The 14,565-nt window shown below is 46.6% G+C and carries 13 protein-coding genes; all 13 read right to left on the bottom strand.

What is annotated here, in order from left to right:
• Positions 1-19 precede the first annotated feature (19 nt).
• The 13 genes from BM210_RS20030 to BM210_RS20085 all read right to left on the bottom strand — a co-directional run bounded on the left by BM210_RS20030 (position 20) and on the right by BM210_RS20085 (position 14,507).
• Positions 20-1,243: an MFS transporter gene (locus BM210_RS20030; protein WP_218184950.1), complete on the bottom strand. Its 1,224-nt coding sequence runs from the start codon at positions 1,241-1,243 to the stop codon at positions 20-22.
• Positions 1,244-1,360: 117 nt separating this feature from the next.
• Complete coding sequence (locus BM210_RS20035; RefSeq protein WP_091172658.1) at positions 1,361-2,263, bottom strand: AraC family transcriptional regulator; 903 nt, start codon at positions 2,261-2,263, stop codon at positions 1,361-1,363.
• A 210-nt stretch (positions 2,264-2,473) separates the two neighbouring features.
• The gene (locus tag BM210_RS20040; RefSeq protein WP_177237910.1) at positions 2,474-3,349 is read right to left on the bottom strand and encodes a sugar phosphate isomerase/epimerase family protein; all 876 of its coding nucleotides are present in this window, start codon (positions 3,347-3,349) and stop codon (positions 2,474-2,476) included.
• 16 nt (positions 3,350-3,365) lie between these two features.
• The gene (locus BM210_RS20045; protein WP_091172661.1) at positions 3,366-4,292 is read right to left on the bottom strand and encodes an NAD-dependent epimerase/dehydratase family protein; all 927 of its coding nucleotides are present in this window, start codon (positions 4,290-4,292) and stop codon (positions 3,366-3,368) included.
• Positions 4,293-4,296: 4 nt separating this feature from the next.
• Positions 4,297-5,217, bottom strand: a complete 921-nt coding sequence (locus BM210_RS20050) for a sugar phosphate isomerase/epimerase family protein (protein ID WP_256223877.1) — start codon at positions 5,215-5,217, stop codon at positions 4,297-4,299.
• A gap of 83 nt (positions 5,218-5,300) precedes the next feature.
• A complete protein-coding gene (locus BM210_RS20055) occupies positions 5,301-6,962 on the bottom strand; it encodes an extracellular solute-binding protein (protein WP_218184951.1) in 1,662 nt (553 codons plus the stop codon).
• A 145-nt stretch (positions 6,963-7,107) separates the two neighbouring features.
• Entirely contained in the window at positions 7,108-8,004 is an 897-nt protein-coding gene (locus BM210_RS20060; RefSeq protein ID WP_091172666.1) for a carbohydrate ABC transporter permease, read from the bottom strand.
• Between the two features lie 16 nt (positions 8,005-8,020).
• Positions 8,021-8,989, bottom strand: a complete 969-nt coding sequence (locus BM210_RS20065) for an ABC transporter permease (protein ID WP_091172668.1) — start codon at positions 8,987-8,989, stop codon at positions 8,021-8,023.
• 258 nt (positions 8,990-9,247) lie between these two features.
• Positions 9,248-9,406: an S-layer homology domain-containing protein gene (locus BM210_RS34355; RefSeq protein WP_143101072.1), complete on the bottom strand. Its 159-nt coding sequence runs from the start codon at positions 9,404-9,406 to the stop codon at positions 9,248-9,250.
• Between the two features lie 128 nt (positions 9,407-9,534).
• Positions 9,535-10,599 carry a glycoside hydrolase family 88 protein gene (locus tag BM210_RS20070; RefSeq protein ID WP_091172670.1) on the bottom strand — a complete coding sequence of 355 codons (1,065 nt, stop codon included), beginning with the start codon at positions 10,597-10,599 and terminating at the stop codon, positions 9,535-9,537.
• A 104-nt stretch (positions 10,600-10,703) separates the two neighbouring features.
• The gene (locus BM210_RS20075) at positions 10,704-11,570 is read right to left on the bottom strand and encodes a carbohydrate ABC transporter permease (RefSeq protein WP_091172672.1); all 867 of its coding nucleotides are present in this window, start codon (positions 11,568-11,570) and stop codon (positions 10,704-10,706) included.
• Positions 11,571-11,857: 287 nt separating this feature from the next.
• Entirely contained in the window at positions 11,858-12,823 is a 966-nt protein-coding gene (locus BM210_RS20080) for an ABC transporter permease (RefSeq protein WP_371263509.1), read from the bottom strand.
• Positions 12,824-12,950: 127 nt separating this feature from the next.
• Positions 12,951-14,507: an extracellular solute-binding protein gene (locus tag BM210_RS20085; RefSeq protein ID WP_091172674.1), complete on the bottom strand. Its 1,557-nt coding sequence runs from the start codon at positions 14,505-14,507 to the stop codon at positions 12,951-12,953.
• Between the last annotated feature and the right edge of the window lie 58 nt (positions 14,508-14,565).

Raw genomic sequence — 14,565 nt, forward strand, 5'->3', positions numbered from 1 at the left:
ACTTTGAAATTTCGGAGGATCAAGCCTTTCTAACGGAATTTCTCTTCATACGCTGAACAGCCCATACAACAGCACCGGCTCCAACCATGCAACCTCCTGCAGCGCAGACCCCATTCCATTCCCCGATACTCCATGCATAACTGCCAAGCGCTGAGCCTATGGAGCCGCCAATAAATGTACTGACCATGAATACGGTGTTAATCCGACTTCTTGCCTCTGGGACTAAAGCATAGATTCTCGCTTGATTCGAAATCTGGGAACCTTGAACACCCAGATCAAGTAATATCACACCCAAAATCAAACCCCACAGATATGAGCCTACTATCCAGAAGGAAAGATAGGACAATAAAGCCAACGCAATAAATATACCTACCATTCCTACTGCACTGAAACGGTCGGTTAATCGGCCTGCAGCTGGAGCAATAGCAGCACCCAATACGCCTACCAGACCGAATAAGCCCGCGATCTCACTGCCATAATGATAGGGGCTCCCTTCTACATAAAAAGCAAGCGCCGTCCAGAACACACTAAAGCCGCCAAACATTAAAGCCCCAAGCAGAGAAGCCTCACGCAAGACAGGCTGTGTCCGGATTAGCTCTGTAATCGATCTCATCAGCTGCCGATAGGTAAGGGAAACCTGCGGCTCGGCTTTGGGCAGCACCTTCCATAGCACAATGGCCAGAATCAGCATAAGAGCCGCGGCAATCACGTACATGGAACGCCAACCCATAAATCCGCCTACCACACCGGATACCGTTCTTGCCAGCAGAATCCCTATCAGCAGTCCACTCATGACAGTTCCGATAACTTTCCCACGCTCTGCGGGAGGAGCCAAATGTGCTGCAAGCGGAATGATGATCTGCGTAGTGACGGCTGTAAAACCAACAGCCAGGCTTGCAATATTGATCCATAGGATCGATTGTGAAGATGCAACTCCGATAAGCGCAACCATTTCGGCAAGAAGAATCATCACAATCAGCCCGCGCCGCTCCTTCATATCGCCGAGCGGCACGAATAAAAACATGCCTATTGCATAGCCAATTTGCGTAAGCATGGAAACGCTTCCGACTTCCCGCGCCGTGGCGTGGAAGGTGCGGCCAATATCTGCAAGCAGCGGTTGATTGTAGTACAGATTAGCTACAGACAATCCGCATGCCACAGCCATTAAAAGAATAAGTGCTCTTGTCATGATCGGCTTGCCAGATTCTAATTCTGCCCGATTTTTCATTGCTATTTCACTCATGTTCGTTATGCTCATCCCATTCATCGTTTACTTCGGCTGTTGAACCTTTTATTAGTATACTACGATTTCAGGCTCATTTCCGAAATATAATTATGAGAATTAAGCTTTCATCCTTGCCTACTCCGTAATCGATTTTCTGTAGCAGGCTGGCGATGAACCTGTCCAACGCTTGAATTGCCTACTGAAATGAGCAAGCTCCCGATAGCCGATCAGCTCGGCGACATGGTCAATAGAAAGCTCCTTTTGCATCAGGAGATGTTTGGCTTTTTGAAGCATCAAGGAAGACAAATATTGACGCGGAGAGATCTGATAGCGCTTTTTAAAAATTCGGTTGCAATAGGTGGGACTGATACCAAGCTCTGCCGCAATATCATCTATTCCTATTCGATCCTCATCGACAGGCCCATGAATGTGCGTATTTTTTACAAGATTCTCGATTTTTTCGGCAATATGGAAAGCAAGCTGCTCATTCATTTTCGGATCAATTTGTCTTTCTTTCTCCGAGGTTAATTCATCGGCTATCGTCCCAAACAATTGAAACAGCTCGGAGAGCATGAACATACGGTCGCTTACTTGCAGTGAAACGTTCTTTTTGGAAAACTCGATAAGGCGATTCAGATGGGGCAGCACTTTGCTGGTCATGGAGGAGTCACAAGGATAATAGGTTTGATTGGAGCCGTTAAGCACAGGCAGTAGTTGACCGTCATCGATCTGAAAATGCAGGCAAAAATAAGTAAATTCCTTTTCGTTGCCTGATCGATTAAAGTGTACCTCACCGGGCTGAATCAACAACATGTCACCCGCTTGTTGATTATATGTATTACCATTTATTGTAAACTCCTGACAACCTTCTATCAAGTAATTGATTTCATATTGAAAATGCTCGTGCGATGGAAAAAACCACGTTCCTTTGACATGGCGAACATGCATGCTGAATAGATGCAGATTGGTTTGAACATCCTTGGCAAAATATTCCTCCAATGTAAAATCACTCGTTTGCGGTCTTGCCGAATTAACCAAGCTGCTTCACCGCCTTATTGTTTAATAACACGGACTTATACACCGAGAGGTCCAGTGAATAAGTCCATGCTGCACGACCAAATATCCATCCGTGATGGTGCTTACGCTACTCCAAGATCATTTGGCCCCTCCACTCATATTCACCCGGCATCAAGTAAGCTATGCTATAGCAAGCAAAACACTTACACCTGCTGCTATTCCAGCTTAGGCTTAGGCTTTAAAATTATTATAACCCAGCTGCTGCAAATATTTTTTGCTAATTTGGATAGCTTCTAGGGAGGGATACATCGGCTGTCCTTTGCGGGTCTGGCTCCATTGGTTTCCGTCTAATTCTACATGAGCGTAGCCTTTGTATTCGATCTCCTCCAAATAGTTCAGGATCCCCTTAATGTCCACCGTTCCTTCCCCCAAAGGGGTGTATCCCAGAAATCCGGTCGTATCCACTTCCCTGCCTTGGGCATCCTGTTCGACAGGGCCTCCGCTATAATCCTTTACATGAACAATCTGTATCAGCTCATGGTAGGCTTTAATGATAGTCAGAGGATCGGAGCCTCCCTTGGCAATTTGACCAAGATCAGGCGCAAAGCTGACAACGCGTCTATCCACAGCTTCCATTACTCGGTGAATTTCCTCCTCGGTTTCTACAGGCGTGCCTGTGTGCGGATGAAAGCAGCACAGCATCCCCTTATCTGTGATCCGCTCGGCCAGCTCATTTAATGTCGAGATCATCTGTGGAAGATGCTCTGTTAAGGAGAAGGCTTGCCGATTAAGCATTTTACCTCCGATGATAACGGCAGGACCATTATATTTCTTGTACAGCTCTACCCATTCCAGCACCTTGTCGATTTCATCTCTACGAGTATCCGGATTTAATATATCCAAATGACAGTACAAGGAAGTCAGTTGAAGCTGATTACGCTCGAATATTTCCAATAGATCTCGATGGGCAGCCTCCCACTCCTCCAGCACCCAGCCAAACGTCTCCGTCCCCCAATAACCGCAAGCTGCGATTGCAGGAACAGCCGATGCGATATCTTCATTGGCCCAAGTAATGGCCGTGTGTCCAAAACGTATCTGTTTGTCCATTAAATTTCCATCCTCTCTATTCATGATCCGTTGGGTTGCGCCAAGAGAACTGCGGCTTGTAGCCAAGCTTCGTACGCAGCTTTTGGGCCGTAATGAGTCCTTCCGTCCCTTCCAAATGGGTCGCCAATCCGACCAGATCCGGCCAAACCTTGGCAACCACATCCTTGGTATCCTCTACATGACGACTGTCGGTAAGTAAATAAAAGGCCTCGAACATCTCCAGATGCTCCGCCTCTATAGCTAACGTAAAGGCTTGCGCCGCATCACGCGGGTCCACATATTGATAGGTGGTACCTATTGGACCACCGATATGATTCGGCCTTGCTTCCAACGTAATGCCGTATTTGTAATCATCCTTACGAGAAGGCCAATCAATTCCTTGCAGGCGAAAAGCGACCGCTCGAATTCCATACGCTTTGCCGTATGCACGCAATATTTCTTCCCCGAACACCTTAGACAACGCATACGAATCCTCAGGACGATTCGGGTGCTCCTCATCAATAGGCAAATAATCGACCTGGAAAGGAGTCCCGCTGAGCCTCCGTCCCATGCCCAGAGCATAGTATGACGAGGCAAAAGCAACGGTTTTTACATGCTTGAATCTGCGTGCGGCATCCATCAGGTAATACGTACCCATCGTATTGACCTTCATACATTCGTCCTCGGGCAAGTTTTGAATTCGCGACTGACCCGGATGAAGCTCAGTATCATAAGGAATCGCAGCCAAATGGATGATCGCTTCTGCTTGGGATAAAGATATCGCGCGCATACAATCCTCTAGGGTTGTCAAATCGCCTTTGACAAACTGTACACCCTTCGGATAATCAGACACATTCGGCGCCACACAATCAAAGCCGGTGACCCGGTAATCCCGCTCCACTAAATATTCAATGACATATCGTGCCAGTCTCCCGCTTCCACCTGTTACCAGAACATTTTTCATCTGCTTACCCTCTCCCTGATTGATTTTGAATATCTTTCAAATAAGCTACGCTCTGTGCATAAAATTCAGCTTCCTGCAGACTGACATCCCGTTCTGGATCCCACCTCATCCAACCGGGCTCTATGATCAAGTGCAAGCCATGGGAACGCGGGCTGCGCTCGGCTAACAGCTGAACGGCTCTCGGCAAATCAACATGCCCTTCACCAAAAGCACAGCCAAACGCCGTAAACGGGATATAACCTCTTATCGGAGAATCGACCACAACCATGTCCTTCATGTGCGTAGTAAAAGCATAAGGTGCCAACGCTTCAATATCTTCATTCGGATCGCAAAATACCGTAAACCCATTCGCGGTATCGAGCGCAGCGCCGACATGAGGGGAATCGACCTTATCGAATAGATGGGCCATTTCACGACCCGTAAAATCACAATGATTTTCCACCGCCAGTAAAATATCCGCATCCTTTGCGATAGCAGCCGCTTCCTTTAAGGATGGGAGCAGCGACTCGATATGATCATGAATAGATAAACTGCGATTATAACGGCTGCTCGTTATTTTCAATCGTCCGTATCCGGTTCGAACGACAGGCATATTCATAAGCTTTGCGTTTTCAATAGCCTTCATAAATTGCGTTTTAGCCTCATGGTCTGCGCCCACACCCGCCAATTGAAATACGCCGGGAACAGATGTCTCCAGCTCAATGCCAAGGGATTCAGATAGTTTTCCCAATGCTTCCAATAAAGCTCTGTCTTGGGGAAGATGTCGAGCCTGCAGCACGGTGCATCCGAGCTCCGCCGATCTATGCAGCAGCCATTCGGCTGTATGATCCTCTCCTACATCTTTGGGAACGGGATAAAAACCTCCCTGCATCCCGATTTTCATCGAACGTACTGTAGAGCTGATGGTTGTATCCGATAATAGCACCAATAGGCTCATCTCCTTCTAAATGGACAACGGGGAAAAATAGCACCTTTCCCCGCTGCTTTATGATGTTTCAGCTGCCTTTCTTATTTCTTGCTGCCCTTCCATTTGGCGTCATATTCTTTTTGCATAATGGAAATATATTCATCATTCCCCATGTTTTTAAGCTCCGCCTGGAACTTATCCCAATCCTTCTCAATGTCCCGGTTGCCAACGATAAAATCAGCGATATCTGCTTCCAGCTTTTTAGAAATCTCAGTCTTCAATTCGTTAAATCGGGTTGCCGTTTTTGGCTCAAAGAAGAACTTTGGCACCGAAACCTTGCCAGATGTCTTGTCGTATAGCTTGGCTGCGCTGTACAGCACCTTTTCCAAATCGAATTTGCCATCAGGCAGCACTTCTCTTGAATCCGATCCGAATGGCGGCCACGTCGAGTTAGCTCCCTGCCAATGCGTATTTTGCGGCTCCTGCCACAGATCCTTGCCTACGAGCTTGAATTTGGCCGGCTCGCCATTGGCCGCAAGAGTACCCTTCGGCACTTCCCAATTCACACCCTCTACACCGTAACGGCTTCGTAAATATGCTTCCTTTGAATACATGAAGTCGACCAATTTCATGACAACATCGGCATTTTTGCCATTGGCCGGAATGGCGAACTGATAAGATCCGACAACTCCAAACTCATTGAAATATGACGTTTGGAACCCGTTTGGTCCTTTTAAAGGAGGCACAATCTCATAATTCAATCTCGTTGCATCATTGGCCGCAAAGGCATGAGGGCCGCCACTCGGAACCGCAGCTACATTATTGCCATTGTTCAGCTCGACAATTTGCTTCAACTGCGCCTCATCGTTAGTGAACGAGGTCTGATCGATCAAACCTTCCTTAGAGAGCTTATTCAGATATCGAATGCCATCTCTCCACGCAGGAGTCGTATATGCAGCGATGACTTTATCATCCTTCACATACAAACCATTGGCGTCCTGATAGGTGAACGCGTTCATAATAAATTGATCTGCCTTAGCGAACCAACTCGTTTTGGAACCGACGATTCCGATCTCATCCTTCTTGCCATTGCCATTCGGGTCTTTTTCCTTGGCGGCCTTCAAATATTGGTACAGCTCATCCGTCGTTGTCGGCACGGTCATGTTCAAGCTTTTCAAGAACGATTTATTGACCCAGAACCGCATAGCACGGTCGCAGTTATAGCATATGCCCACCTGAGGGAGTCCATAAATATGTCCGTCCGGAGCCGAGGTCGCCTGCTTGATGTTGGGGTATTCGGTATACATCTTTTTTATATTGGAACCATGCTTGTCTATCAGATCTTCCATTTTCCGAATAATTCCTTGTGACCCGTAAGTCGCAAGAGATGAGTTATCCAGTGCAAAGTTGCCCATGATCAGATCTCCGAGGTCACCCCCCGAAGAAAGCTCCAGATTCAGCTTCGTTTTGGCATCGGCTACGGGATAAAAATTCCACTTAATATGAACGTTTGTCTGATCTTCCAGCCATGTAGTCAGCTCATTTTTTCCATACTCCCAGGATAAGACGGTCGGGCTCGAAGGTACGGTTATCGTGACCGTCACCTTTTCTTTGGAAATAGGCAGTACCCCTGCAGCCGATAAGTTCGTGTTCGTCGATTCTTTCTTTGCCGTATCTGCCGGTTTCTCTGAAGTACACGCACTTAACACTATTGCCATACACAGAAGGCTAACGACAACCCGGTTATACATCTTTCCTCGCATACACATTCTCCCTTCGATTTTTGTACCCTTCCAACCTATCTATTTGTATACAATCAAATCGGCCTACAACGTTAATGCCATCTGTAAGAGGTTGTTTGCAAGCCTCCTTCTGATCACGCACATTAAGGGCCGATGTACAACCGTTTTATCCTTTGATCGATCCAATCATCACGCCTTTGACAAAATGCTTTTGCACAAACGGGTACACTAGCCACACAGGCAAGCTCGCTACAATGATAATGGAATATTTGAGCAGGTCGGCTAATCCTTGCTTTTTGGTCATTGATTCCGGGTCTGTGATCGAAGCCGGGTCCACCTCGTTTTGAATCAGAATATCCCGCAGAATGATTTGTAAAGGAAAAAGCTCCTTGGTCTTCAAGTAAATAAAAGCATTAAAGTAAGCATTCCAGTGGGACACTCCATAAAAGAGTACCAGTACCGCGATAATCGCTTTGGACAAGGGCAGCACGATACTCCACAAAAATCTCAGGTGCGAGCACCCGTCCATGGAAGCGGCTTCAAAAAGTTCATGACTGATCGTCGATTGGAAGAAGGTACGGGCGATAATCATATTCCAGACAGCGAGCGCACCCGGAATGATCAAGGCCCACCTCGTATCGATCATCCCCAGCTGCTTAATCAAGAGGTAGTTCGGAATCAAACCACCATGAAAAATCATCGTAAACGCGAACGCATACATAATGAGATTTCGTCCTACCATTGTCCTTCTGGATAAGGGATAGGCAGCCATAATCGTAAGGACGACATTGATGCTGGTTCCCACAACCGTATAAAATATCGTGTTCGCATAAGAGGGAAGTATTCTCGGGTCCTTTAGTATCGCCGTGTAGCCTTCAAAAGAGAAATTAACAGGCCATAAAAACACTTTGCCGGATACTACAGCCAGCCTGTCACTGAATGAAGCACTGAAAATATAAATGAGCGGATACAGCACAACCAGCAACGCAACCAATAGGATCAAGTCGTTCAGGATATAAAAAATTTTGTCTGCATTCGTTAGCCCTACTCGATTGGATTTCATTCTGCAGCCTCCTTGGTTACCACAAGCTGGTTTGTCCTACTTTTTTGGCAATCTGGTTGACGGTTAAAATAATGATCATATTCACTACCGAGTTAAACAAACCTATGGCCGTTGCATAAGAATAATTAGGAGCACTAGAAGCGAGACTGACGGAATATACATAAGTAGAAATGACTTCAGAGGAAGAAATGTTCAACGGATTTTGCATCAAATAAATCTTTTCAAAGCCTATACCCATAATCGAACCGGCATGCAGAATCAGAAGCGTCACAATCGTTGGCAAAATACCAGGAATATCTACATGTCGGATTCGCTGCAGCCGTGTGGCTCCATCAATCGTTGCTGCCTCATGGATTTCCGGACTAATACCCGATAGTGCGGCCAAATAAATAATGGTTCCCCAGCCCGTCGTTTGCCAGATGCCTGACCATACATAAATCGACTTGAACCAATTCGGGTCACCCATAAAATTAATCGCGTCTATTCCGAATAAACCAATGCCCGTGTTCACAATTCCTACTCTCGGATTTAAGAACTGCAGGATCATACCTACCATAACGACGGTAGATATAAAGAAGGGCATGTACGTTATAAACTGTACGGTTTGCTTGAATTTGGTTCGAAGCGTTGCATTCAATGCCAGTGCCAGCACAATTGGAAGGGGAAATCCGGCAAGCAGCTCATAAAAACTGATAATCAACGTATTCCCGACAATTTTGGTGAACTGATAGGAATAAAAAAACTTTTCGAAATACTCAAATCCTGCCCAAGGACTCCCCCATATCCCATCCATAATCCTGAAATTTTTGAATGCCAGCTGAAGACCGAACATCGGCACGTAGTGGAAAAGAATTAACCAAGCAACCGGCAATAAAATAATGACGTACAATTGGTAATCATGGCGCATTTGTTTGAGCCGTATCCTATAATCTCTTCGGGCGGTGGAGATAGCTCTGGCTGCTGGTTTCACGGTTGTGGATTGCATGATGGTTAACCACTCCTTTTCAGGATATGAATAAGTAAAGCGTTTACATTATAGAATAACATGTCAGATAATTCAGATTAATTAATAGTTTATACCCATTTCACAAAAGGCAACATATCCAAATCGGATTCCATATTTACCCAAATGAGTACAGGGTGGCAGCTTGTGGAAAGCCCCCAAATCAGTGGATACATATGCAAAAATCCCTTGCCATAACAGGCAAGGGATTTTTCTTAATATGACTACTTATATAGGTCATTAATAAGCGATCATCTGTTGGAGATTAGAAACAGCTTGTGCGGTTTCCGCGCGGCTTGCAAGCTGATTAGGTTGGAACTGCTTCTCACCTCTGCCACTCATTAACCCGACGAAAGTCGCAGCCTTTACCGAGCCGAGCCAAGCCAATAGCCCCAACACGTACGCTGGTTGTATCCGAGAATGTAGTGACAGCTTTGGAATACACAGCGGTCAGCGTAACATGCATGCTTCGTGACACTGCCGCTTGTAGCAACTTTTTATTGACCAGCTTGCATAAACTGGCAGCCTTATTGCTCGCGCTTCAGCAACGCGCTGATGAGCAGCAGAGCTAAAGCTTGGCCGTATGGGGTTGGAGTTATTTTCACTTCGTTATACGCCTCGATTGTTGGCATAACGGGTGTCCCGCCAGAAACACCTTGAACGGCTCCGTATACGTCTACGTGGATCATAACAGCGTCGGCAGCTTTGCGTACCGCCTCGTGGAGCTGCTTGCGTAAGGAATCATCGGAGATAAGACCTGTACGCAAGGCTACTTCGAACCCATAAGCGATACCGGCTGTTGCTGATGTTTCCAGATAAAAGTCAGGACGGTTCATGACCGTATGCCACATACCATTTGCGGTCTGGAGCTTAAGCAAGCCTTGTACAAGAGCAGTATAGCGTTCCCCAATTTCAGCGGGGATCGAGGTTAGATGCTTGACCTCGGCAACAATTTCCGGTACACCAAACGTCACCCATGCATTCGCGCGTCCCCATCGCGCGGCTGACATATGATTGTGATTGTACCCGTCAAAGCCATGGAACAATACACCTGAAGTCTCATCCTGAAGCATCTGCAGATGGACTACGACCTGCTTAATTGCTTCGCGTGCCATGCCTTCATCTTTAGTTAACGATGCCAGACGCGCCAAAAATAAAGCGCCGACTACAAGCGTATCTGCCCATAGCTGCTCTGGGAAATCTACACCCTCGGTTACCGTATGCTCGAAGCCGCCTTCCTTCGTGCGCGGCGCTTCATTCATCAGCCATTCCCCGTGCTCGCGTACGAGCGGCATCCATTCCGCTGCCGCTTCTGGCTTCTTTCGCAGCAGCTCGGTCAATGCTGCGAACGGTGCTGTCGAATTGATCACTCGCTGCTGTGCCGCCTTGTGTCGATTGTCCCGCATCCAGCGCCATACATACTCGTATACCTCATCGGAGCCTATCACTTCACCATAGGTAACGGCAGCAATTAGACCGACGCCCGGCTTCCAGTCCCAATTGTCCATATTTCGCTGCCAATCATTCTCGGGTGCTGTTACCATGTACTCATAAACCTGCTTCGCCTTGTCCTGCTGCTTTCTGGTGTCCATATTGTATTTCCTCCTCTTACATTTCCCAGCAGAATATCTGCTTCCTGACCTGTTAAAATTTGCAGCAGCGCTGAATTCAACACATTCTTTTGGGCATGAGTGCGTTATCCTTTTACCGAGCCGATCATCGCACCTTTGGCAAAATATTTTTGCAAGAAGGGGTAAATCAACAATATCGGAACGGTTGCAATAATGATCATCGCCATTTTTACGGTAACGCCGATTTTCGGAACCTCTCCCGCCATAGCCGCATCAACAGCATCACTCGTCATTTGCATTAAGATTTGACGCAATAACACCTGCATCGTCATTTTGCTAATATCACTGTTGTACATAACTGCTTGAAAAAACATATTCCATTTGGACACCGCATAAAACAGCGTCAGCGTCGCAATAACCGGCAGCGAGATCGGAATGACAATACGCAGCAGTACGCCGATATCGTTACAGCCGTCTATTTTGGCTGATTCCTCCAGCTCGGTTGGCAGTGAGCGGAAAAAGCTGACCATAATCATCAAGTTAAATACGCTCAGTGCACTTGGAATAATCAAAGACCACAGTGAGTTCAGCAGCCCAAGCTCCTTGACCAGCAAGTAGGACGGAATGATGCCCCCATTGAACAGCATCGTGAAAAAAGCAATGAACAGCATAACACCTGTACCCTTGATAGTCCTTTTGGAGAGTGGATACGCGAGTGTCGTCGTGAGCAGCATGCTTAGTGCCGTACCGACAATCGTAATGAACACCGTATTTTGAAAGGTTTGAATAAATTGGCGATTTTGAAATACGGCATTGTAAGCGACTGTCGTCCACTGCTTGGGCCAAAATAAAAGCTGTCCCTCATATACCAGATGCGGTGTGGAGAATGACATCACCAGAACGTTCCAGAACGGAAACACCATCATTAGCGCCATCAGTCCAAGCAGCGCGTAGTTCACAAATTCGAACCCTATGTTTTTTTGTGATTTCATTTGTAATCTCCTTTCTAATAGAATTCGAAGAAGCGATATTGTATATGATGAATAATGAGCACAGCGGCCAAATCATCCTGGAGAAACGTAAGTGTTCGCCTTTGTTTCCGTAATTTTACCTATAAAGGTCTTATACAATATAAAAATAGGGAAACAACAGCGATCGTAAGGATATTTGGCCGCGAAGCGGGACTTATTTACCGAGCTTCTATCTACCATTAGCTGCAACAGCGATCATAGGAGTACCTTAGTCGCGCAGCGAAACTTATTCACCATCCATCCAACTTTTAAAATAAATAATTGTCGCTCGTCTTCTTAGCCAAATAATTCGATCCAAGTATCAGCACCAGACCTACAACCGATTTAAACAGCCCTACAGCCGCAGCAAAGCTGAAGTTGCCCTGAAGCACACCCGCCTTGAACACGTAAGTATCGAATACCTCGGCCACACTGCTGACCATCGGGTTGCCCATGATGTACAACTGGTCGAATGACAGGCTCATAATGTGTCCAATCCGCAGCAGCAGCAGTACAACTACCGTGCTCATCAGTGCCGGTATGGTGATTGACCTCATCTGCTGCCAGCGGTTAGCACCGTCTACACGGGCCGCTTCATACAGCTCAGGGTTGATTCCAGCCAGCGCTGCAAGGAATATAATCGTGCCCCAGCCCGCTTCCTTCCAGATGCTTTGCAGTGTGATCATTCCCCAGAACAGCTTCGTGTCCAGCAGCAGCTGTACCTTCGGAAATCCGAGGAAATGGACCAGCTGGGTAACGAGTCCCTCCGAGTTCATCAGCGTTATCGTCAGTGAGCAGATCACGACCCATGATACAAAATGCGGTAAATACACAATCGTTTGCACCGTCCGTTGAAACCAACGGGAACGCACCTCATTCAGCAATAAGGCAAGCACGATCGGTGTAGGGAAAAACAGCACCAGATTGAGTAGGCTAATCACCAGCGTATTGCGCAGCACCAGCCAAAAATCGGGATGCTTAAACAATCTTGCAAAATGCGCAAATCCAACCCAATCACTATGAAGGATACCCCCGAATGGGTTATAATCCTGAAAAGCCAGTACAATCCCATACATCGGGACGTAGTCAAACAGTAAAATAAAGGCCATACCGGGCAAAGCCAGCAAATACATGTAGCGGTCCGACCATAATTTCTTCCTTAGCTTGCTGCCGGAACGGACTGCTGCTTGGGGGCTCCTGGCGGTATGAACCAATTCCGTTCTCATTGACATCATTCATCACTCCCTGTAGAAAGCTCGGGTACGTCCGATAATCCCGAACGTACCCGTTTGTCATCTTGCTATTTCAGTCCAACGAATTCTCTAAACGCTAACTTCTGGCGCGCAGACCCTGTGAATCTGTCTATTTGCCATCCGTCGCAGCAATTTCCTCAATCCACTTTGCACCTTCGAAACGGTCATACCACTGCTTCACGATTCCATCCCATTCCGATACGTTGATGTTGCCCATAATCACCTTGACAATGCTTGTGTTGATAAAAGCCTCTGCTTCCGCATTGTACTTCGCACCCGTCGGTGAGAAAGCAAAATCAAGCGGTTTAGGAATTTTCAAAAACTTCTCCAGCATTTTGTTGCCATCAGCAACAATTTTTTGTGCTTCTTCGGAGTTTTTCTTGCTCACGAACACTTCTTCTGTCGGCTGCAACGGCAGCGTCGCAATGAAAGTACCCGGCATATCCCGGGATAACAGATCACTCTTGACTTCAATCTTGCCGTCTTTCTTCACAGAGTGAATGCCATCGACACCGTATAAGTTGAAGTTTTGTCCTTCAGGGCTGGCTCCAAAATCAAACCATTCCATCAGCTTTTGCATTTTGGCTGGATCTTGACCCGCTTTTTTGGAAACGAACATTCCGCCATAATTCACACGACCTGTAGCTCCTTGCAGACCTGAAGCTCCTTTGACAGGTTCAAATGGCACCAGCTTTGCGGTAGGGTTCGCTTTTTTGAAGTTATCCTCAAAATCATTAACACGAGACATATAATGGAAGAAAATGCCCGCCTGTCCTTTGCCGACTACCTTCGATTCGGCTGTTCTGCCATCGGTTACGGCGAAGTCGGGATCAATCAAACCGTCTTTAAACGCTTTGTTCATCCATGTCAAATATTCCTTAAAAGCCGGTGTCGCAAAGTTCGGCACATATTTGCCATCAGGCTGCTTTACCCATTTATCCTGAATGCCAAAGGGCTTCTGCAAGCCGCCTATTCCGACAAAAGCATTGTTCGCATAGCCAAGCTGAATGCCGTAGGTATCTTTTTTACCGTTTTTATCAGGATCGTTTAACGAAAAAGCTTTGGCTACATTATAGAGATCATCCAGTGTTTTGGGAGCCTGCAAGCCCAGATTATCGAGCCAATCCTGACGAATCAACGGTGCATCCCCTGAAGCGACAGGGTTACGAACATTCGTAATGGCCCAGATCTTATTTTGATATCTCGTGATATCAAGCTCCTTTTGCTTTTTCAGGTTCGGGTATTTATCAATGTAATCATCCAAAGGTACAATTTCACCAGCTTTGATCATACCGACAATAAAATCATCCATCGTCCGCCAAGCAAACGCATCGGGAATATCACCTGAGGCGATTTGCACACGGATTTTTTCCTTATAAATCTCGTACGCATTGACGTTGAATTCAAACTGGACGCCCAACTTGTCTTGCAAATATTTCATTGCTTCATTGCTGTCCGCAGAGGTGCTTGGAATGGCATTGCCGACGTCATACGCAAGCTTCAGCTTTACAGGACCGCTTGGTGCTTTGGCCGCTGCATCTCCACTAGAAGCTGGAGTGGATGGATTGCTGCCGCAGGCTGCCGTTACCCCTACTAATGCCGTTACGAGCATTGTGCTTGCTGTACGTTTCCAAATACGATTATTCATTTTGATCCCTTTATTCATCGTGGTTATTCCCCTTTTCGTTAACTATTCGATTCGTTGTGTGCTTTGGTGCTGCTTC

It is taken from the genome of Paenibacillus sp. 1_12, assembly GCF_900114475.1.
Classification (GTDB): Bacteria; Bacillota; Bacilli; order Paenibacillales; family NBRC-103111; genus Paenibacillus_S.